Below are 20,667 nucleotides of genomic sequence, written 5' to 3'. Positions count from 1 at the left end.
GAACGCGCGTCCCGCTTAGGCTATCCGTTTTGATTCAGGAGGACATATGACATCCATTCATGGGCACGAAGTGTTGAATATGATGATAGAGTCGGGCGAACCGTATTCAACGGCAAGTCTGGAAGCGGCGATAAAAAATCGCTTCGGCGAGCAGGCGCGTTTTCATACCTGTTCCGCGTCGGATATGACCGCGGGGGAACTGGTGGCGTTTCTGGCGGCGAAAGGAAAATTTGTTGCCCAGGATGACGGTTTTTCCACTCATGAAAGTAAGATCTGCCGTCATTAACAAAACGGTGAGGATAACCTCACCGTCAGACATTAATTTGCGCTATCAAGAGTCGAAAGTTCTTTATCAATAAAATATAACCCTTCGCCGCTTTTGCCCGCCAGGGTTAATTTATCAATAACGGATTTAAACAGTTTTTCTTCTTCATGCTGTTCAGCGACGTACCATTGCAGGAAATTAAAGGTCGGATAATCCTGGCTGGTCATTGCGGCATGAGCCAGTTCATTTATTTTCTGCGTAATTAATTGTTCGTGCTCATACGTGGCGCGGAATAATTCGTCCAGCGATGCGTACTCCGCAAAAGGCGAGGAGACGGTATTAATGCGCGGCAGGCTGCCGGTATCGGTCAGATAGTCGAACAGGCGCTGCATATGGGTCATCTCTTCCTGCGCATGGCGACGCAGAAACGCGGCGGCGCCTTCAAAACTGTGGTAACTACACCAGGCGCTCATCTGCTGATAGAGCAGCGAAGAATATAACTCCAGATTCATTTGCTCATTGAGTTTATCGATCATTTCTGTTTTCAGCATGGTTACGCTCCACAAAGGTGAGAATTATTTTGATGTGGCGTCACTATAATTTGTTATTTAAATATTTGCAAAAGGTAAAATAATAAATTTAATTATTAAAAATACGAATGGGAATAAAACGCATTTACGCTATATGCCCGATATAATAGGGATAAAGGCCAGCGGTACCCTGGCCGTTATTTTAATAAGTAGGGGAACGCGTTTGTGACAAGGCGACACCCTGGCACTGGTATGAAAGGATAACCTGACTGTTAATACAGAGCGAACCTGCAAATACACGACAGGTTTTAACCGGCTGCCCGAAGCGTACGGCATTGGCATAGCCTGTCTGTTGACACGCTTTCGTCGCGGTGCCGTGGGCGATATACTCATCGGTTACCGCATTTTGTAACATGGCTTCACCGTAGCTCAGACGTACCACACCCGTGGTCGCGCTGACCTCGCTCACCTCAGCGTGCCTGTTTATCGTACATCCTGTCAGTGCCGTCAATGAAAGGGCAAGTAAAAGCGTCTTCATGGTTTCACTCTGATAGATCGGGGATAGGCTATCCTACTCTATGCCCGCGAATTTCAATGGCCGGAATAGCTTACAGATCCGCTATCACTAATTTCTACGGCCAGGGTTGCGCCTTTCGTTCTGCAAAAATGTGAAGCTTACTCTGTTTTTTAAAATCGTTTTTCACAAAATTTGAAAGTGCGTTTGGGAAGTAGTACTGTTCCTGAAACGTCATTGACTCATGGCGGGACAACCCGCACGCATTTCAGGAGAAGACAGAATGAAAATTGCACTCATGATGGAAAACAGCCAGGCCAGCAAAAACGCCATCATTCATAATGAGCTTAAAGCGGTTGCGGATGAAAAAGGCTTTCCAGTATTCAACGTTGGTATGAGCGATGAGAACGATCATCATCTGACCTACATCCATCTGGGTATCATGGCCAGCATTCTGCTGAATGCCAAAGCAGTTGACTTTGTCGTGACTGGCTGTGGTACTGGTCAGGGCGCGCTGATGTCGCTGAATATCCATCCGGGCGTGGTGTGCGGTTACTGCATCGATCCGGCTGACGCCTTCCTGTTTGCGCAGATCAACAACGGTAATGCGCTGTCTCTGCCGTTTGCTAAAGGATTTGGCTGGGGCGCAGAACTGAACGTACGCTTCATTTTCGAGAAAGCCTTTACCGGTCGTAACGGGGAAGGATACCCGCCGGAGCGTAAAGAGCCGCAGGTACGTAACGCAGGTATTCTGAACCAGGTGAAAGCGGCAGTTGTGAAAGACAACTACCTCGACACCTTGCGGGCGATCGACCCGGAACTGGTCAAAACCGCCGTGTCTGGCCCGCGCTTCCAGCAGTGCTTCTTTGAGAACTGCCAGAACAAAGAGATCGAAGCCTTTGTTCGCGAAATCCTGGGCTAATCACCGCGACGAAACCGGATGGCCCTGCGCCGTCCGGTAACTACCCTGATTTCTTTGCCGACACCGCACTTCCCGCATCGTTCGCCAGCCTCAACGTATCCACCATCCCCACCAGACAGATCGCCGCAATCGTCACAAACGCCAGGCGAAAGCTGATGCCGGGCGTCGCGCTTATTTCCAGCCATTCGCTGATGCTTGCGCCGATCCGGATCCCAATTGCGCCCAGCGAAATGCCCAACCCAACGGCCAACTGAGTGGCGGTACTGAATAGCGTATTGGCATAACTCATCTGTTCAGCAGGAACGTCCGCAAAGGCGAGGGTGCTGATGCCGGTGAACTGTACAGAACGGAATACGCCGCCAAGGTAAAGCACCAGTAATAGCAACCAGACGGGCGTGTCGGGCGTCAGGCACGCACAGGCGAGCAGCGCCAGCACATTGAGCGCGCCATTAATCAACAACAGCTTTTTAAAGCCAAGCCAGCGGATCAGCGGAGTGGTGGCGGGTTTGATCGTTAAATTACCGACAAAAACCGCCAGTACCAGCGAGCCCGCCTGAAAAGCATTCATGCCAAAACCAACCTGAAACATCAGCGGCAGCAAAAACGGAACGGCGCTAATCGAGGCGCGAAACAAAGAGCCACCGTACATCGTGACGCGAAACGTCGGCACCTGCATAGCGTCCAGACGAATCATCGGATGTGCGGCTTGCTGAAAATGACGCAGTGAATACGCCAGGGTGATCCCGCCCAGTAGCAGCAGCGTGAGGGGCAAGCCCGGCGCAAATTGCTGCGCGCCCATCAGTTCCATCGCGTAAACCAGACTGACCATCGCAATGGCGGTAGCCATAAAACCCGGCACATCGAAAGGACGGCGAACCTCCTCTTTTATGTCGGGGATAAAACGCAGCGCCAGCGTCATTGCCAGCAGCCCTGCCGGTACGTTAATAAAGAAAATCCATCGCCAACTGGCATAGCTGGTAATAAATCCACCCAGCGGCGGGCCGATGATGGGCGCCACCAGGGCGGGCCAGGTTAAGGTGGCGATGGCGGTAATGAGCTGATGCTTCGGCGTGGTGCGCAGTACGGCCAGACGTCCGACGGGCACCATCAGCGCGCCGCCGACGCCCTGAAAAATACGCATCGCCAGAAAGCCTTCCAGCGTGGTGGCAAGGCCGCAAAGCACTGAGGCCAGCGTAAAAATGGCCAGGGCAAGGGTAAACACTTTGCGCGCGCCAAAGCGGTCGGCTATCCAGCCGCTGGCGGGTATCAGTACCGCCAGGGTGATCAGATACGCGCTGATACCGATATTCAGATCCACGGCCTGAACACCGAAAGTACTGGCCATATCCGGCAGGGCAGTCGCGATCACCGTGCCGTCAATGAACTCCATAAAAAATGCGCCAGCAACAAGCAAAGCGGCAGGAGAGATGCCCCGTTTGCTTTCTGTGACCAAATCGTCTCGCATGTGGTCCTTGCCTTCAAAAAAATTTTAAATTTTTACTGGAACTGAACGTGATACAGGCCTTTGAAAAGTCAGCAATAAGGGCAAATTTGGAAAGAAAATGTTAATTTAATTATGTGATATGCATCACATAATGGTTGATTTTTGTGATGAATGTCATATTATACGCGCATAGGCAATAACACCTGCATAACAATACCTTTGGAGTCATGCCATGAAACTGCGTAAAATCCTCAAAAGCATGTTTGAAAATTATTGCAAAACATTCAAAGACGTACCGCCTGGCGCGATGTTCTGATAAAAAACCTGCTTCGGCAGGTTTTTTTATGCCCGCGAGCCGGGTACCCGTATGACTATCGTTTCTGCGACGTAATCGGTACTATGGCGGCCTTTCTTTTTTCAGGAGCCCAAGCAATGTCCCAACCGATGAATGCCGATCAGGAACTGGTATCTGATGTTGTCGCCTGCCAACTGGTGATCAAACAAATCCTTGATGTACTTGATGTGATCGCGCCCGTTGAAGTACGTGAAAAAATGTCCAGCCAGCTAAAGAATATCGATTTCACCACACATCCGGCGGCAGCCGACCCTATCACCCTGCGCGCCATTCAAAAGGCAATCGCGCTCATTGAGCTCAAATTCACGCCGCAGGGCGAAGCACATTAAAATAAACCGTTGTTTCAGAATTTAGAAATGTTTTTTGCGATGCCTCCTGTTTATGGGAGGCATCCGGGAACACGGACTTGCGGATTGGCCTGCGGGGAAGGGAACGGCAGGCCAGTGCGGGGAAATTAATGCTGCTGATAATTCACCACGTTAAGCACATGCTGGTCGGTCTGGGCTGGACATAGCCCTGCGCGTTTCGCGTTGCGCACTTCCTCAAAGATGGTCTGCAATAACAATCCGTCCTGCTGCTGTTCTTTCTCCAGATCGTGCAGGAAAGTGAGCGTCTGTGCGTCGTTCAACGCCTGCGCTTCATCGGCCAGACGCGACAGCGTACTGGCGCGCTGTTGGTACTCTTCAAGTGTTTTTTGAAACAATTCTTCCAGGGAATGCAAATCGCTGCCCGGCACGTCAACCGCCTTCACGATCGGGTTCGCGCCGGCGTTTTTCATAAAATTAAACATCCGCATCATATGGGTGACGTTACTTTGCGCCTGGGTGCGAAGAAATGTTGCCGTTCCCATCAAACTTTGCTCTGAGCACCATTCGCTCAAATGGAGATAAAAATTCGAGGCGTAAAACTCAAGGTTCATTTGGGTGTTGAGTTTGTGAGCCATGCCTGCTGCAGCCATAACAATATCCTTATTTACTGAAAGAGACGGTGTGCGGGATAAACGGCACACTTAACTGTTAGCAGAATAAAACCCCTTCTGCCGGTCCATGAGTGATCGTAGTATCAATTCAGTCGCTGATCGAAATAAGCATAGCGCCGAATGCAAATTAAGAAAATCCTTAATGTTGTATGTTTATAAATTTTTACAAGTTGCTGAAAGCAATGTCTGAATGCCAAAAATATTACCCCGCGTGATTAAAATGCATCCTATTGATTATCAATGGTTTTAATCTTTCATTTATTTTTGAAATGACGTTTCAGATCACAAAAGAGATCTCTCGGCCATGGTAGGATCGGATTATTGATAATTCTTTTTTACGTTGGCGCATTAATTTACGAATGACACTGTTTAGTCAGAAATTATCGGCTCGCCATTTTTGCGCCAGATCAGTTTCACTAAAAACTATTTTATTTTACCGAATGATAACGTCGTTATTTCGGTTCATTTGGCATCATTGGCATGAGGTTGTGGAAATGAAAAAAGTTTCTGTCCTGTTGGCGCCTGGCTTTGAAGAAGCGGAAGCGATTGTCACCATTGATATTTTACGCCGTCTACACATTGAGGTGGACACGCTGGCCTGCGCGGAATCGCGGGCGGTGGTAAGCTATCACGATGTTCCGATGGTGGCGGATCAAACCCTGGCAGAAAGTCTGGAAACACTCTATGACGCCGTGGTGCTGCCGGGTGGACCGCAGGGTAGCGTCAATCTGGCGGCCAGTCCCCAGGTTGTGGCGTTCATCGCTCGCCATGACGCGGCGGGTAAACTGATCTGCCCGATTTGTTCGGCGGCGGCGCGAGTGTTGGGCGGCAATGGGTTACTGAAAGGACGTCGCTACGTCTGTTCCGGCGATCTCTACGAGACAGTCACCGATGGCGTGTATGTCGACGCCCCGGTTGTGGAAGACGGAAATCTGCTGAGCGGAAAAGGGCTGGGACACATCTTTGACTTCGCGCTGGCGCTGTCGGCCCGTTTACTCGGCGATGACGCGCCGGTACGCGACCACGCCGACCATATTTATTATCGCTGGTAATTTTCGTGTCCCCAAATATGCCGTATTTGGGGACTAGGATTTGCTGGCTGGCGTTATGGATTAATTGGCTATCTTGTTTTTTATTTGTCAGACAATACTCCCCATTCTTATGTCATTTTCCGCTGAATTTATGTACGCAATTACTGTAATTCTGCGGTGTGATGCCGCTCTCCTATGGAGAATCAATTTCCCGCTACAACTATTCCAGAACCGGCATTTACCAGGCGAATAAATGGTAATGCCTTGTTTTACGTCTGAATTACAAAGAATCGTTCGATTATACCCTACATAAAATGACGCTAAAGCTGGAGTTAACCATGCACAAATTCACTAAAGCGCTGGCGGCCATCGGTCTGGCTGCCGTTATGTCACAATCCGCTATTGCTGAAACCATGAAGTTAGGTTTTCTGGTCAAACAACCCGAAGAGCCCTGGTTTCAGACAGAATGGAAATTTGCCGATAAGGCCGGGAAAGATCTGGGCTTTGAGGTAATAAAAATAGCGGTCCCGGACGGGGAAAAAACCCTGAATGCGATCGACAGTCTGGCGGCCAGCGGCGCGAAAGGGTTCGTCATTTGCACGCCTGACCCGAAACTCGGTTCGGCGATTGTCGCCAAGGCGCGCGGGTATGACATGAAAGTCATTGCCGTCGATGACCAGTTCGTTAATGCCAAAGGTAAACCCATGGACAGCGTCCCGCTGGTGATGATGGCGGCGACCAAAATCGGCGAGCGTCAGGGCCAGGAACTGTTTAAAGAGATGCAGAAACGCGGCTGGGACGTCAAAGAGACCGCGGTGATGGCGATTACCGCCAACGAGCTGGATACGGCGCGCCGTCGTACCTCCGGTTCCATGGAAGCGCTGAAAGCCGCCGGCTTCCCGGAAAAACAAATTTATCAGGTGCCCACCAAATCAAACGATATCCCGGGCGCGTTTGACGCCGCCAACTCGATGCTGGTGCAGCATCCGGAAGTCAAACACTGGTTGATCGTCGGCATGAACGATAACACGGTGCTCGGCGGCGTCCGGGCGACAGAAGGCCAGGGCTTTAAGGCGCCGGACGTTATCGGTATCGGCATTAACGGGGTTGATGCGGTAAGCGAGCTGTCGAAAGCGCAGGCCACCGGCTTTTACGGTTCGCTACTGCCAAGCCCGGACGTTCACGGCTATAAGTCCAGCGAAATGCTTTACAACTGGGTGACTAAAGATGCAGAACCGCCAAAATTCACTGAGGTCACAGACGTGGTGCTGATCACCCGCGACAACTTCAAAGAAGAACTGGCGAAAAAAGGCCTGGGCGGTAAATAACCTGACAGACAGCGAATGCCGGACAAGGCGCAGCGGCCCTCCGGCATTGGCTGTGAACGAGGAGTCGTTATGCAACAGTCTATCCCGTATCTCTCATTTCGCGGCATCGGTAAAACGTTCCCCGGCGTCAGGGCGCTCACGGACATCAGTTTTGACTGCCATGCCGGTCAGGTGCATGCGTTGATGGGAGAAAATGGCGCCGGGAAATCCACACTCCTGAAAATTCTCAGCGGCAACTATGCGCCTACCACGGGCTCTTTGGCGATTCGCGGTCAGGAGATGTCGTTTTCTGACACCACCGCCGCACTGAACGCCGGTGTCGCGATTATTTACCAGGAATTGCATCTCGTCCCGGAAATGACCGTGGCGGAGAACATTTATCTCGGCCAGCTTCCGCACAAGGGCGGAATCGTAAACCGCAGCCTGCTTAACGACGAAGCGGGGCTGCAACTGAAACATCTTGGAATGGATATTGATCCCGATACCCCGCTGAAATACCTGTCCATCGGCCAGTGGCAAATGGTGGAGATTGCCAAAGCGCTGGCGCGTAACGCCAAAATTATCGCCTTTGATGAGCCGACCAGTTCGCTTTCAGCGAGGGAGATTGAGAATTTGTTTCGGGTGATCCGCGAACTGCGCAAAGAAGGCCGCGTCATTTTGTACGTTTCACACCGCATGGAAGAAATTTTTGCCCTTAGCGACGCCATTACTGTGTTTAAGGATGGACGCTATGTCACCACCTTCACCGATATGACGCAGGTGAACCATGACATGCTGGTTCAGGCGATGGTGGGGCGCGATCTCGGCGATATCTATGGTTGGCAACCGCGGCAGTATGGTGCGGAGCGTCTGCGTTTGCATGAGGTAAAAGCGCCTGGCGTGCGTATGCCAGTCAGCCTGACGGTGCGCAGCGGAGAAATCGTCGGTCTGTTTGGTCTGGTCGGCGCAGGCCGCAGCGAACTGATGAAAGGGCTGTTTGGCGGCACGCGGATCAGTAACGGGCAGGTGTATATCGACGGTCAACAGATTGATATTCGCAAACCCGCGAACGCCATTGCCGCCGGTATGATGCTGTGCCCCGAGGACCGCAAAGCCGAAGGAATCATTCCAGTGCATTCCGTTCGCGACAATATCAATATCAGCGCCCGCCGCAAGCATGTGCTTGGCGGCTGCCTGATCAATAACGGCTGGGAGGAAACCAACGCCGATCACCACATTCGTTCCCTGAACATCAAAACGCCTGGCGCGGAGCAACTGATCATGAACCTTTCCGGCGGGAACCAGCAGAAGGCGATTCTGGGGCGCTGGCTGTCGGAAGAGATGAAGGTCATTTTGCTCGACGAACCGACGCGCGGCATTGATGTTGGCGCGAAGCACGAAATTTACAACGTAATCTATGCCCTGGCCGCCCGCGGCGTCGCGGTGCTTTTCGCCTCCAGCGATCTGCCGGAAGTGCTCGGTGTCGCAGACCGCATCATCGTCATGCGGGAAGGGGAAATTGCCGGGGAACTGCTTCATGAACAGGCGGATGAGCGCCAGGCGCTGAGCCTCGCTATGCCTAAAGTCAGCCAGGCAGTCGCCTGAGAAAGGAGAGAAAGATGTCTTCCGTAACAACGTCTGGTTCTGGCGCGCCGAAGTCGCCGTCGTCGTTTAGTTTGGGTCGCATCTGGGATCAGTATGGCATGCTGGTGGTCTTCGCCGTTCTGTTCCTCGCCTGCGCGATTTTTGTGCCTAACTTTGCCACCTTCATCAACATGAAAGGGCTGGGGCTGGCTATCTCTATGTCGGGGATGGTGGCATGCGGCATGTTATTCTGCCTGGCGTCAGGGGATTTTGACCTCTCTGTCGCCTCGGTGATCGCCTGTGCCGGGGTAACCACGGCAGTGGTGATCAACATGAGCGAAAGCCTGTGGATTGGCGTCGGCGCGGGGTTGCTGCTCGGCGTGCTGTGCGGGCTGGTTAATGGCTTTGTAATCGCCAGGCTGAAGATTAACGCGCTGATTACCACGCTGGCGACGATGCAGATTGTCCGCGGGCTGGCCTATATCATCTCTGACGGTAAAGCCGTAGGGATTGAGGATGAACGCTTTTTCACCCTCGGCTACGCCAACTGGTTCGGCCTACCGGCCCCCATCTGGCTGACGGTCGCCTGCCTGATCATTTTTGGTTTACTGCTGAATAAAACCACCTTTGGACGCAATACGCTGGCGATTGGGGGAAATGAAGAGGCGGCGCGTCTGGCAGGGGTACCGGTCGTTCGGACCAAAATCATCATCTTCGTGCTGTCGGGGCTGGTGTCTGCGGCGGCCGGGATTATCCTCGCGTCGCGCATGACCAGCGGACAGCCAATGACCTCTATCGGTTACGAGCTGATCGTCATTTCCGCCTGCGTGTTAGGCGGCGTTTCCCTCAAAGGCGGCATCGGAAAAATCTCATATGTGGTCGCCGGAGTCCTTATTTTAGGCACCGTTGAGAACGCCATGAACCTGCTGAATATTTCGCCTTTCGCCCAGTACGTGGTACGCGGCTTAATCCTGCTGGCAGCAGTGATCTTCGACCGTTACAAGCAAAAAGCGAAGCGCAGTGTTTGATAAAAAAATCCTCAACTTTTTAGTCTAGTTCCTCCCTTTTGCCAGCCGCTACCCCGGCTGGCAACTGTCTTTCTAAATGGCGAGCAGGGTCACACTGTCTATACTTACATGACTATGGGGCGCGATCCGCGCGTTGCCGGAAATAATGATAAGGAGGAGAACCGGGTGGCAGAACCGTTAACCGCAATCCCTGAACAATCCGCTCTCTACGCTTACTTTTTTGATCTTGATGGCACCCTGGCGGAGATCAAACCGCATCCTGACCAGGTCGTTGTGCCACCAACGATTCTTCAGATGCTTCACCGTCTTGCCGAGAACAGCGCTGGAGCACTGGCACTGGTTTCAGGGCGTTCCATGGCGGAACTTGATGCGCTGGCGAAACCCTGGCGTTTTCCGCTGGCGGGTGTCCACGGCGCCGAGCGGCGCGACATTCATGGCCGGACGCATATCGTTCATCTTCCGCAAGCCATAGAGCGTGAGGTGAGCCTGCAACTGCATACCGCGCTGGCGAATCTGCCAGGCACTGAACTCGAGACCAAAGGCATGGCCTTTGCGCTGCACTATCGTCAGGCACCAGAGCATGAGGCGACCCTTCAGGCGATAGCGAGCCGCATTACCCAGACCTGGCCGCAACTGGCCATACAGCAGGGTAAATGCGTTGTAGAGATAAAACCGAAGGGGACTAACAAAGGAGAGGCGATCTCTGCGTTTATGCAGGAAGCGCCGTTTGCCGGGCGAATCCCGGTATTTTTGGGAGATGACCTGACCGATGAAACAGGATTTGCCGTGGTGAACAACGCGGGGGGTATGTCAATCAAAGTGGGTGAGGGAGAAACCCTGGCGAAATGGCGTCTCGCAAGCGTTCCCGACGTATGGCGTTGGATCGAAACTATTCACACTTCACAACAACAAGAAAAAAACACGAATGACAGGAGAGATGGCTATGAGTCGTTTAGTCGTAGTATCTAATCGAATTGCTCCCCCGGACAATAAAACCAGCGCAGGCGGACTGGCCGTCGGCGTGCTGGGCGCGCTGAAAGCCGCAGGAGGATTATGGTTCGGTTGGAGTGGCGAACTGGGGAACGAGGATCAGCCGTTAAAAAAGGTGACCCGGGGCAACATTACCTGGGCGTCGTTTAATCTGAGCGAGCAGGATCACGAAGAGTATTACAACCAGTTTTCTAATGCCGTGTTATGGCCGGCCTTTCACTACCGTCTGGATCTGGTGAATTTCCAGCGTTCGGCGTGGGAAGGTTATCAGCGGGTCAATGCGCTGTTAGCGGACAAGCTGCTGCCGCTGCTAAAAGAGGATGACATCATCTGGATCCACGATTATCACCTGCTGCCGTTCGCCAGCGAGCTGCGTAAGCGTGGGGTAAATAATCGTATCGGCTTCTTCCTGCATATTCCGTTCCCGACGCCAGAAATCTTTAACGCGCTGCCGTGTTCAGAAGAGCTACTGGAACAACTGTGCGACTTCGATCTGTTGGGATTCCAGACGGAAAATGACCGTCTGGCGTTCCTGGACAGCTTGTCCAGCCTGACGAGAGTCGCGACCCGTGAAAGCCGAAGCCACATCGCGTGGGGCAAAAGCTTCCGTACCGAGGTGTATCCTATCGGCATCGAGCCAGATGAGATCGCTCAGCAGGCCTCGGGTCCGCTGCCGCCGAAACTGGCGCAGCTTAAGGCTGAACTCAAAAATCTGAAGAATATTTTTTCCGTCGAGCGCCTCGACTACTCGAAAGGGTTGCCGGAGCGTTTTCAGGCTTATGAAGCGCTGCTGGAGAAATACCCGCAGCACCACGGCAAAATTCGCTATACCCAGATAGCCCCCACCTCCCGTGGCGATGTTCAGGCCTATCAGGACATCCGTCATCAGCTTGAGACCGAAGCCGGACGCATCAACGGTAAATATGGTCAACTGGGCTGGACGCCGCTGTTCTACCTGAATCAGCATTTTGATCGCAAGCTGTTGATGAAAGTGTTTCGCTACTCTGACGTAGGGCTGGTGACGCCGCTGCGTGACGGTATGAACCTGGTGGCGAAAGAGTTCGTGGCCGCGCAGGACCCGGCGAACCCCGGCGTGCTGGTGCTTTCACAATTTGCCGGCGCGGCGAACGAGTTGACGTCTGCGCTGATCGTCAATCCTTACGATCGTGACGAAGTGGCCGCGGCGCTGGATCGCGCGTTAACGATGCCGCTGGCGGAGCGCATATCCCGCCACGCGGAAATGCTGGAGGTGATTGTTAAAAATGACATTAACCACTGGCAGGAGCGCTTTATCTGCGATTTAAAGCAGATCGCGCCGCGCAGTGCTGACAGCCTGCAGCAGAACAAAGTGGCGACCTTCCCGAAACTGGCCTGATGGCGGCTGAGATGCGGTTATTCGCCATCCAGCGGGACGAGCAGGACGTCCACCAGGCTTGAACTGACAACGCTTTTCGCCGAGCAGGACGCTCGCGAAAAGAAACTTTGATTATGATTGCCGCAAACCACCAGATCGACGTCGTGTTTGCGGCACACGTCCAGAATATGCTCGCTCAGTTCGCCGTACGTGATAAAAGTTTGGGCGATCGGGTAACCGGCATCTTTTCCTAATTTTTCCAGAAAATCATGGGTTTCTTCATGCATCACGGCGCGTAAATCTTCCAGCATCGGCGCAGCGAACTGATTATACAGTTCCGGATCGGAGGCAAGGGTGATAAGGCTGATACGCGCATTGACGGGTTGGGCAATCGAAACCGCTTTTGCCAGAAGCTGCTGGCTTTCCGGGGTGACCGCGACGGCAACCAGGATGTGACGGTAACTCATAACTCGCTCCTTATTGCAAGAATATGAGAGGGTTCTTCAGCATTACTCCGAAATGAGGACAACTGCAATGCTTTACGATGACAATAATGTGAAGGCAATCATAATTATTCATTAAGTTTTCTTATAAATATTCTGAAGGAATAACCAAAATTATGTCCGAAATGGGATGACTTAAATCAAATTTCGCGCGCATCAATTTTTCCTCTTAACAAATTTACGAAAGTTATTAATTTCTTTATAGGCATAAATAGCACGCATTGATAAAAATTAGAAAACAATTAAATCATTGTTTATAAACGATAAAAATATTCAACCCTTCATGGTGAAATTAATGGAAAACGAGTATTTTCTCACCGTTATTTTAACTTCTGTGTCGTAATATTTTTCTCTGTATCCGGCTCTTTTTTTAATGACCCTGGAAACAAAAAGGGGTTTTGCTGGCTAATTATTCATCAAAATAAAAGCTCAACTGATGGATTTATGTTATCGAATAAGTTAATTTATGTGATGTACATCACATATTTTCCAAATTCGCAGCGTGGCTTTGTTGTATGTCTTGGGAGTGACGAGTACAGTTGCGTCGATTTAGGAAAAATCTTAGGCATTTGTAAGAAATCATGTTCGTCTGTAAGCGCCTGACAAGGTTGTCATGACGTTCGCAGTGTGCATATTTCTGTCTGAGATCTGCTATGTATTTGACCTATTTGCTTTTATTTACCGGGATTTCCCGGCGACATCACGGGGTGCGGTTACGCCGCATAAAAAATAAAGTTGGTTATTCTGGATGGGAATAATGCATACATCCGAGTTGCTGAAACACATTTATGACATCAATTTGTCATATTTACTCCTTGCACAGCGTCTGATCGTTCAGGACAAAGCGTCCGCCATGTTTCGTCTCGGGATCACGGAAGAGATGGCGACCTCGCTGGGTGCCCTGACCTTGCCACAGATGGTCAAACTGGCGGAAACAAACCAACTGGTATGTCACTTCCGCTTCGACAATCATCAGACCATCACCCGGCTGACTCAGGACTCACGGGTAGACGATCTCCAGCAAATTCATACCGGTATCATGTTGTCCACGCGTCTGTTGAGTGATGTCGAACAGGCTGATGAAACCGCACGGAAAAAAAGGGCCTGACGATGAGTGAAAAAAGCATTGTTCAGGAAGCTCGCGATATCCAGTTAGCGATGGAATTGATCACTCTGGGCGCCCGTTTGCAAATGCTGGAAAGCGAGACGCAGTTAAGTCGCGGCCGCCTCATCAAATTGTACAAAGAACTCCGCGGTAGCCCCCCGCCTAAAGGCATGCTGCCGTTTTCTACTGACTGGTTTATGACCTGGGAGCAAAATATTCATGCGTCCATGTTCTGTAATGCCTGGCAGTTTTTACTCAAAACCGGTCTGTGCAGCGGTGTGGATGCGGTGATCAAGGCCTACCGGTTGTACCTCGAACAGTGTCCGCAAGGGGAAGACGGTCCGCTGTTGGCGCTGACCCGCGCCTGGACGCTGGTGCGTTTCGTCGAAAGCGGATTGCTGCAACTGTCGAGCTGTAGCTGTTGCGGCGGGAATTTTATTACCCATGCGCATCAGCCTGCCGGGAGTTTTGCCTGTAGTTTGTGCCAGCCGCCTTCCCGCGCGGTAAAAAGACGTAAACTTTCCCAGGATGCTGCCGATATTATTCCACAACTGCTGGATGAACAGGTCGAACAGGCTGTTTAACCGATACGGTGTGGACAAGACACTCCAGCAGCGGTAAGCGATTACCGCTGCTTTTTTTTGCCTCGCCAACGCGTTAACGCCCCCCGACTGCGCATCCTGTCATAGTCAACAGCGGAAGGATGATGTCGTGCTTATCTTATTAGGTTACCTGGTTGTTATCGGTACAGTTTTCGGCGGTTATATGATGACCGGCGGGCACCTTGGGGCACTCTATCAACCGGCTGAATTTGTGATCATCGGCGGCGCGGGGGTCGGGGCGTTTATCGTCGGCAACAACGGTAAAGCGATTAAGGGAACGCTGAAGGCGTTGCCGCTGCTGTTTCGCCGATCCAAATACACCAAAGCGATGTACATGGATCTGCTGGCGCTGCTCTACCGCCTGATGGCTAAGTCACGCCAGCAGGGGATGTTCTCCCTTGAGCGTGACATTGAGAACCCGAAAGAGAGTGAAATTTTTACCAGCTATCCGCGCATTCTTGCCGATGCGGTCATGCTGGATTTTATTGTCGATTACCTGCGTCTGATTATTAGCGGCAATATGAATACTTTCGAAATTGAAGCGCTGATGGACGAGGAGATCGAAACCCACGAAAGCGAAGCGGAAGTTCCGGCGAACAGCCTGGCGCTGATGGGCGATTCGCTACCGGCGTTTGGTATCGTCGCCGCGGTGATGGGGGTGGTTCACGCGCTGGCTTCCGCCGACAGGCCCGCTGCCGAACTGGGGGCGCTGATCGCCCACGCGATGGTCGGCACCTTTCTCGGTATTTTACTTGCCTATGGTTTCATCTCGCCGCTGGCCAGCGTGCTGCGTCAGAAAAGCGCCGAGACCACCAAGATGATGCAGTGCGTCAAGATTACGCTGCTTTCAAATCTGAATGGCTATGCCCCACCGATCGCCGTCGAATTTGGCCGCAAAACCCTCTATTCCAGCGAGCGCCCGTCATTCATTGAACTGGAAGAGCACGTGCGGGCGGTCAGAAACCCTAATCAGCAGACGACGACTGAGGACGCATGAAGAATCAGTCCCATCCTATCGTCGTCGTCAAACGACGCAAACATAAAGGGCACGGCGGCGGCGCTCACGGTTCGTGGAAGATTGCCTACGCTGATTTTATGACAGCCATGATGGCCTTTTTTCTGGTGATGTGGCTCATTTCCATCTCCAGCCCTAAAGAACTGATTCAAATTGCCGAATATTTCCGTACGCCGCTGGCGACGGCGATCACCGGCGGCAACCGGATCGCCAACAGCCAGAGCCCGATTCCCGGCGGTGGTGATGACTTCACCCAACAACAGGGAGAAGTGAATAAACAGCCTGACATCGAGGCATTACGGAAGCGGATGGAGCAAAACCGGTTGAGCAAACTGCGTGGCGACCTCGATCAGCTGATTGAATCCGACCCGAAACTGCGGGCGTTGCGTCCGCATCTGAAGATCGATCTGGTGCAGGAAGGGCTGCGTATTCAGATTATCGACAGTCAGAATCGCCCGATGTTTAAAACCGGCAGTGCCGAGGTCGAGCCGTATATGCGCGACATTCTGCGGGCGATCGCGCCCGTGCTGAACGGGATTCCAAACCGAATCAGCCTGTCCGGGCATACGGATGATTTTCCCTATGCCAACGGGGAGAAAGGCTACAGCAACTGGGAATTGTCCGCCGACCGCGCGAATGCGTCGCGGCGTGAACTGGTGCAGGGCGGTCTGGATGATGGAAAAGTGTTACGGGTGGTGGGGATGGCCGCCACGATGCGCCTGAGCGATCGCGGCCCCGATGACGCCATTAACCGCCGGATCAGCCTGCTGGTACTGAATAAACAGGCTGAACAGTCAATTTTGCATGAAAACGCTGAAAGCCAGAACGAGCCGGTAAGTGTATTACAACAGCCTGCGGCGGCACCGCAGGTAAGCGTTCCCACATCGCCACCAGCCAATCCGAGGTGATAGCGTGAGCATGGATATTAGCGATTTTTATCAGACCTTTTTTGATGAAGCTGACGAGTTGTTGGCTGACATGGAGCAACACCTGCTCGACCTTGCGCCCGACGCGCCGGACGCCGAGCAGTTGAATGCCATTTTCCGCGCCGCGCATTCCATTAAAGGCGGCGCCGGAACATTCGGCTTCACCATTTTGCAGGAAACGACCCATCTGATGGAGAACCTGCTGGATGAAGCGCGCCGTGGTGAAATGCAGCTCAACACCGACATTATCAACCTGTTTTTGGAAACGAAAGATATTATGCAGGAACAGCTCGACGCCTATAAAAGCTCCCAGGAGCCGGATGCCGCTAGCTTCGAATATATCTGCAATGCATTGCGCCAGCTGGCGCTGGAAGCGAAGGGCGAAACCGCGCCTGCGGTGGTGGCAAACGCCCGGCTGAGCGTCGTGGACACAACGCCTGATGAGGGCGGCGCGCCGACAGTAGAAGAAAAATTGCGCATTAATCTGTCCCGCCTGAAAGCCAGTGAGATTGATCTGCTGGAGGAAGAACTGGGCAATTTGAGCACCTTAACCGACGTGGTGAAAGGCGCCGATTCGCTTGCCGCTACCCTGGACGGCGATGTCGCCGAAGAGGATGTGGTGGCAGTGCTGTGCTTTGTGATCGAAGCCGATCAGATATCCTTCGAAAAAGTCGTCGCGCCGAACAGCCCTGCGGTCGCGCCTGAACCGCCCGCCGCCGTTGCGCAGCCTGTCGCTGCGGTCCCGGCAGTTAAATCGCCCGCTGCCGACGCGCATGCCGGACGTGCGGAGCGCGAAAAGCCCGCGCGCGCCAGCGAATCGACCAGCATTCGCGTGGCAGTGGAGAAGGTCGATCAGCTCATCAACCTGGTGGGTGAACTGGTGATCACTCAGTCGATGCTGGCCCAACGTTCGAACGAACTTGACCCGGTTAATCATGGCGATCTCATCACCAGCATGGGGCAGTTACAACGTAACGCTCGCGATTTGCAGGAGTCGGTGATGTCGATTCGCATGATGCCGATGGAATACGTTTTCAGCCGCTTCCCGCGTCTGGTGCGGGATCTGGCGGGCAAGCTCGGCAAACAAGTGGAACTGACGCTGGTGGGCAGCTCCACCGAACTCGATAAGAGTCTGATTGAACGCATTATCGATCCGCTGACGCATCTGGTGCGCAATAGTCTCGACCACGGCATTGAGCTGCCGGAAAAACGCCTTGAGGCTGGTAAAAATGCGGTCGGAAATCTGATCCTGTCCGCAGAACATCAGGGCGGCAACATTTGCATTGAAGTGACCGACGACGGCGCGGGGTTAAACCGCGAGCGGATCCTCGCAAAAGCGATCGCCCAGGGGATGGCGGTAAACGAAAACATGACCGATGAAGAAGTCGGTATGCTGATTTTTGCCCCTGGCTTCTCTACCGCCGAACAGGTGACTGACGTTTCCGGTCGCGGCGTGGGCATGGATGTGGTGAAACGTAACATCCAGGAGATGGGCGGCCATGTGGAGATCCAGTCGAAACAGGGCGCCGGTACCACCATCCGTATTTTGCTGCCGCTGACGCTGGCGATTCTCGACGGCATGTCCGTTCGCGTCGCTGATGAAGTCTTTATTTTGCCGCTGAATGCGGTAATGGAATCGCTGCAACCGCGCGAGGACGATCTGCATCCGCTGGCCGGTGGCGAGCGCGTGCTGGAAGTGCGTGGAGAATACCTGCCGCTGGTGGAACTGTGGAAAGTCTTCGACGTTGAAGGGGCGAAAACGGAGGCCACCCAGGGCATTGTGGTGATCCTGCAAAGCGGCGGTCGCCGTTACGCGCTGCTGGTTGATCAACTGATTGGTCAGCACCAGGTGGTGGTAAAGAACCTGGAAAGCAACTATCGCAAAGTGCCGGGGATTTCCGCCGCGACGATCCTCGGCGATGGTAGCGTCGCGCTGATTGTGGATGTCTCTGCCCTGCAGAGTTTAAATCGCGAACAACGTATGGCGATCACCGCCGCCTGATTGAGTGAGAAAGGAAAAATATGACCGGTATGACTAATGTAACCAAACTGGCCGGCGAGCCGTCAGGTCAGGAGTTCCTGGTGTTTACGCTGGGAGACGAAGAATACGGTATTGATATTCTGAAAGTGCAGGAAATCCGCGGCTATGATCAGGTTACCCGGATAGCCAACACCCCTGCGTTTATCAAAGGAGTGACCAACCTGCGCGGTGTGATCGTGCCAATCGTCGATCTGCGTGTGAAGTTCTGCGAGGGGGACGTTGAGTACAACGATAACACGGTCGTGATCGTGCTTAACCTGGGGCAGCGCGTGGTCGGCATTGTCGTTGATGGCGTTTCCGACGTGCTGTCGCTGACCGCGGAACAGATTCGTCCTGCGCCGGAGTTTGCCGTCACCTTGTCAACGGAATACCTGACGGGACTGGGCGCGCTGGGCGAACGTATGCTGATTCTGGTGAATATTGAAAAACTGCTGAACAGTGACGAAATGGCGCTGCTGGATATTGCCGCCTCGCATATGGCGTAAGAGGCGCAGGCCCGGCGGCGATGCCGCTTCCGGGCCTGCGTATCAACGGTATCCGTCAGCATAAACCGTTATGCGTTAACTTCCTGCTCTGCCACTTCTTTTTCGCTTTCCGTCAGTAATCCTTCATCCTGCGCCAGCATCGCGGTGGCAATGCCGTTACCTAACACATTGATGGCGGAACGCCCCATGTCGAGGAAATGGTCGATACCCATCAGCAACAAAATGCCCGCCACCGGGATATTGAAGCTCGGAATGGTTGCCGCCAGCACTACCAGCGCCGAACGCGGAACGCCGGCAATCCCTTTTGAGGCCAGCATCAGGGTCAGCATCAGCACGCTGATCTCAGCCAACGACAGGTGAATATTGTACGCCTGGGCGATAAACATCGACGCAAACGAGCAGTACACCATCGAACCGACCAGATTAAAGGAATACCCGATCGGCAAAACGAAAGAAACAATATTGCGCGAGCAGCCGAATTTGGTCAGCAACTCCAGGGTTTTCGGGTAAGCGGCTTCAGAACTGCTGGTGGTAAAGGCGACCAGCACAGGTTCCTTCAGCAGACTGACCAGCCGGAACACCTCTTTTTTCAGCACCAGATAACCTGCGGCCAACAGCACCAGGCAGGTCATCAGAATGGCGACGTAATAGCCGCCGATAAACGAGGCGTAGTTGAGTAAAATCCCCACTCCTTCGGTGGCGATCACCGAAGAAATCGCGGCAAATATCGCCAGTGGAGCCACATACATCACGTAGCCCGTCACCTTCAGCATAATATGCGAAACCACATCCAGCGCGGCAACCAGTGGGGCGTTGAATTTCTCGCCCAGCGACGCGCCGCCGATACCAAAGAACATTGAGAACACCACGATCTGCAAAATTTCATTATTCGCCATCGCTTCGGCAATGCTGGTGGGGATCGTATGTGACAGAAAGCCTTTCAGGCTCATACCGCCAACCGCCAGACCGGTTTCCACCGCGTCTTTTGGAATGGTCAGGTTCAGGCCGCTGCCGGGCTGTTCAAGGGTAACAATAAACAGCCCTACCAGAATCGACAGTATCGAGGAGCTGATAAACCAGATCATCGCCTTACCGCCCACGCGCCCGATGGTGGCGGTCTCGCCCAGACGCATAATGCCAACGGTCAGCGTACTGAAGACTAACGGCGCAATGACCATTTTTATCAGGCGCAAAAAGATATCGGTAAGAAGGGTGATGTTCTCTGCCCAGGCGGTAATCACGCTTTCGGATGTCCAGGAGTGAATAACCGCGCCTGACACAATGCCTGCCAGCATGAACATCACGATGAATATCGTGAGTTTATTTGCATTTGTCACTGAAAATCCCTCGGGCTGAATTTAACAATTTGTTATCAGCGATATATTTGTTTTGTGAATTTATTGGTGAAGATTTATTTACTACCTAAATTGGCGTATTCCCGCCCGGCTTACAACTATTTTTTATTAATTACGCATTTTGTTGTGTTCTTCGAAGGGCGTTTTCGTGATCTGGATCGCATAAGAATGAATATATCCTTCGACGGAGCAGGGTAAATGAGATGTAATGAAAGTTAATGGACTGATCTATATGCTGTTTTTACGTCAATCACCCCTCTGTATGAACAAGCGTAACGCCAGTGGTTGTTTTCCGCGCCGTAAACTAAATTTCTGATTATCGGTTTGTTTTC

General features: G+C 52.6%; 22 protein-coding genes. 16 read left to right on the top strand and 6 right to left on the bottom strand.

Going from position 1 to position 20,667, the window contains the following annotated elements; genetic code table 11:
- Window positions 1-46: 46 nt before the first annotated feature.
- Entirely contained in the window at window positions 47-286 is a 240-nt protein-coding gene (locus APU02_RS23565) for a YecH family metal-binding protein (protein ID WP_060571401.1), read from the top strand.
- Window positions 287-318: 32 nt separating this feature from the next.
- Here the strand turns inward: APU02_RS23565 and ftnA are convergent, their stop codons facing one another.
- Window positions 319-816, bottom strand: coding sequence for a non-heme ferritin (gene ftnA, locus APU02_RS23560; RefSeq protein WP_060571399.1), 498 nt, complete (start codon window positions 814-816; stop codon window positions 319-321).
- 181 nt (window positions 817-997) lie between these two features.
- A complete protein-coding gene (yecR, locus tag APU02_RS23555; RefSeq protein WP_060571397.1) occupies window positions 998-1,333 on the bottom strand; it encodes a YecR family lipoprotein in 336 nt (111 codons plus the stop codon).
- 259 nt (window positions 1,334-1,592) lie between these two features.
- On the opposite strand from yecR, the gene APU02_RS23550 reads away from it, so the two are divergent.
- The gene (locus APU02_RS23550; protein WP_042283968.1) at window positions 1,593-2,231 is read left to right on the top strand and encodes an RpiB/LacA/LacB family sugar-phosphate isomerase; all 639 of its coding nucleotides are present in this window, start codon (window positions 1,593-1,595) and stop codon (window positions 2,229-2,231) included.
- 40 nt (window positions 2,232-2,271) lie between these two features.
- Here APU02_RS23550 and APU02_RS23545 read toward each other — a convergent pair whose 3' ends face one another.
- Window positions 2,272-3,696, bottom strand: coding sequence for an MFS transporter (locus tag APU02_RS23545; protein ID WP_060571396.1), 1,425 nt, complete (start codon window positions 3,694-3,696; stop codon window positions 2,272-2,274).
- A 211-nt stretch (window positions 3,697-3,907) separates the two neighbouring features.
- Between APU02_RS23545 and azuC the strand changes: the two genes are divergently transcribed.
- On the top strand, window positions 3,908-3,991 hold the full coding sequence (azuC, locus tag APU02_RS26420; RefSeq protein ID WP_014229869.1) for a stress response protein AzuC: 84 nt from the start codon (window positions 3,908-3,910) through the stop codon (window positions 3,989-3,991).
- 116 nt (window positions 3,992-4,107) lie between these two features.
- The gene (locus APU02_RS23540) at window positions 4,108-4,359 is read left to right on the top strand and encodes a DUF2766 family protein (protein ID WP_060571393.1); all 252 of its coding nucleotides are present in this window, start codon (window positions 4,108-4,110) and stop codon (window positions 4,357-4,359) included.
- A 125-nt stretch (window positions 4,360-4,484) separates the two neighbouring features.
- Here APU02_RS23540 and APU02_RS23535 read toward each other — a convergent pair whose 3' ends face one another.
- The gene (locus APU02_RS23535; protein ID WP_042283961.1) at window positions 4,485-4,988 is read right to left on the bottom strand and encodes a non-heme ferritin-like protein; all 504 of its coding nucleotides are present in this window, start codon (window positions 4,986-4,988) and stop codon (window positions 4,485-4,487) included.
- Between the two features lie 515 nt (window positions 4,989-5,503).
- Here APU02_RS23535 and APU02_RS23530 point away from each other — a divergent pair.
- The 6 genes from APU02_RS23530 (at window position 5,504) to otsA (ending at window position 12,324) form a co-directional block, all read left to right on the top strand.
- Complete coding sequence (locus APU02_RS23530; RefSeq protein WP_060571391.1) at window positions 5,504-6,061, top strand: DJ-1/PfpI family protein; 558 nt, start codon at window positions 5,504-5,506, stop codon at window positions 6,059-6,061.
- Between the two features lie 317 nt (window positions 6,062-6,378).
- A complete protein-coding gene (gene araF / locus APU02_RS23525; protein ID WP_042283956.1) occupies window positions 6,379-7,368 on the top strand; it encodes an arabinose ABC transporter substrate-binding protein AraF in 990 nt (329 codons plus the stop codon).
- 69 nt (window positions 7,369-7,437) lie between these two features.
- Complete coding sequence (araG, locus tag APU02_RS23520; protein ID WP_060571390.1) at window positions 7,438-8,952, top strand: L-arabinose ABC transporter ATP-binding protein AraG; 1,515 nt, start codon at window positions 7,438-7,440, stop codon at window positions 8,950-8,952.
- A gap of 14 nt (window positions 8,953-8,966) precedes the next feature.
- Window positions 8,967-9,959, top strand: coding sequence for an arabinose ABC transporter permease AraH (araH, locus tag APU02_RS23515; protein WP_042283948.1), 993 nt, complete (start codon window positions 8,967-8,969; stop codon window positions 9,957-9,959).
- A 165-nt stretch (window positions 9,960-10,124) separates the two neighbouring features.
- Window positions 10,125-10,928, top strand: a complete 804-nt coding sequence (gene otsB, locus APU02_RS23510; RefSeq protein ID WP_042284742.1) for a trehalose-phosphatase — start codon at window positions 10,125-10,127, stop codon at window positions 10,926-10,928.
- Window positions 10,903-12,324: an alpha,alpha-trehalose-phosphate synthase gene (otsA, locus tag APU02_RS23505; protein WP_042283945.1), complete on the top strand. Its 1,422-nt coding sequence runs from the start codon at window positions 10,903-10,905 to the stop codon at window positions 12,322-12,324. Before otsB ends, otsA begins: the two co-directional genes overlap by 26 nt.
- A 17-nt stretch (window positions 12,325-12,341) precedes the next feature.
- Here otsA and uspC read toward each other — a convergent pair whose 3' ends face one another.
- Window positions 12,342-12,770: a universal stress protein UspC gene (gene uspC, locus APU02_RS23500; RefSeq protein ID WP_042283941.1), complete on the bottom strand. Its 429-nt coding sequence runs from the start codon at window positions 12,768-12,770 to the stop codon at window positions 12,342-12,344.
- A gap of 793 nt (window positions 12,771-13,563) precedes the next feature.
- Here uspC and flhD point away from each other — a divergent pair.
- From flhD to cheW, 6 genes are all read left to right on the top strand, one after another.
- Window positions 13,564-13,914 carry a flagellar transcriptional regulator FlhD gene (gene flhD / locus APU02_RS23495; RefSeq protein WP_042283937.1) on the top strand — a complete coding sequence of 117 codons (351 nt, stop codon included), beginning with the start codon at window positions 13,564-13,566 and terminating at the stop codon, window positions 13,912-13,914.
- 2 nt (window positions 13,915-13,916) lie between these two features.
- Window positions 13,917-14,495, top strand: coding sequence for a flagellar transcriptional regulator FlhC (gene flhC / locus APU02_RS23490; RefSeq protein WP_042283935.1), 579 nt, complete (start codon window positions 13,917-13,919; stop codon window positions 14,493-14,495).
- Window positions 14,496-14,622: 127 nt separating this feature from the next.
- Window positions 14,623-15,510, top strand: a complete 888-nt coding sequence (gene motA / locus APU02_RS23485; RefSeq protein ID WP_042283932.1) for a flagellar motor stator protein MotA — start codon at window positions 14,623-14,625, stop codon at window positions 15,508-15,510.
- Window positions 15,507-16,436 carry a flagellar motor protein MotB gene (gene motB / locus APU02_RS23480; protein WP_042283929.1) on the top strand — a complete coding sequence of 310 codons (930 nt, stop codon included), beginning with the start codon at window positions 15,507-15,509 and terminating at the stop codon, window positions 16,434-16,436. The genes motA and motB overlap by 4 nt, the downstream gene beginning before the upstream one ends.
- Window positions 16,437-16,440: 4 nt before the next feature.
- On the top strand, window positions 16,441-18,456 hold the full coding sequence (gene cheA / locus APU02_RS23475; protein WP_060571389.1) for a chemotaxis protein CheA: 2,016 nt from the start codon (window positions 16,441-16,443) through the stop codon (window positions 18,454-18,456).
- 20 nt (window positions 18,457-18,476) lie between these two features.
- Complete coding sequence (gene cheW / locus APU02_RS23470) at window positions 18,477-18,980, top strand: chemotaxis protein CheW (protein WP_042283923.1); 504 nt, start codon at window positions 18,477-18,479, stop codon at window positions 18,978-18,980.
- Between the two features lie 68 nt (window positions 18,981-19,048).
- Here the strand turns inward: cheW and APU02_RS23465 are convergent, their stop codons facing one another.
- Window positions 19,049-20,317, bottom strand: coding sequence for a dicarboxylate/amino acid:cation symporter (locus APU02_RS23465; protein WP_060571388.1), 1,269 nt, complete (start codon window positions 20,315-20,317; stop codon window positions 19,049-19,051).
- Window positions 20,318-20,667 lie beyond the last annotated feature (350 nt).

The organism is Citrobacter sp. 50677481 (assembly GCF_001463265.1).
GTDB lineage: Bacteria > Pseudomonadota > Gammaproteobacteria > Enterobacterales > Enterobacteriaceae > Citrobacter_A > Citrobacter_A sedlakii.
This window is presented reverse-complemented; position numbering and strand designations above follow the sequence as displayed.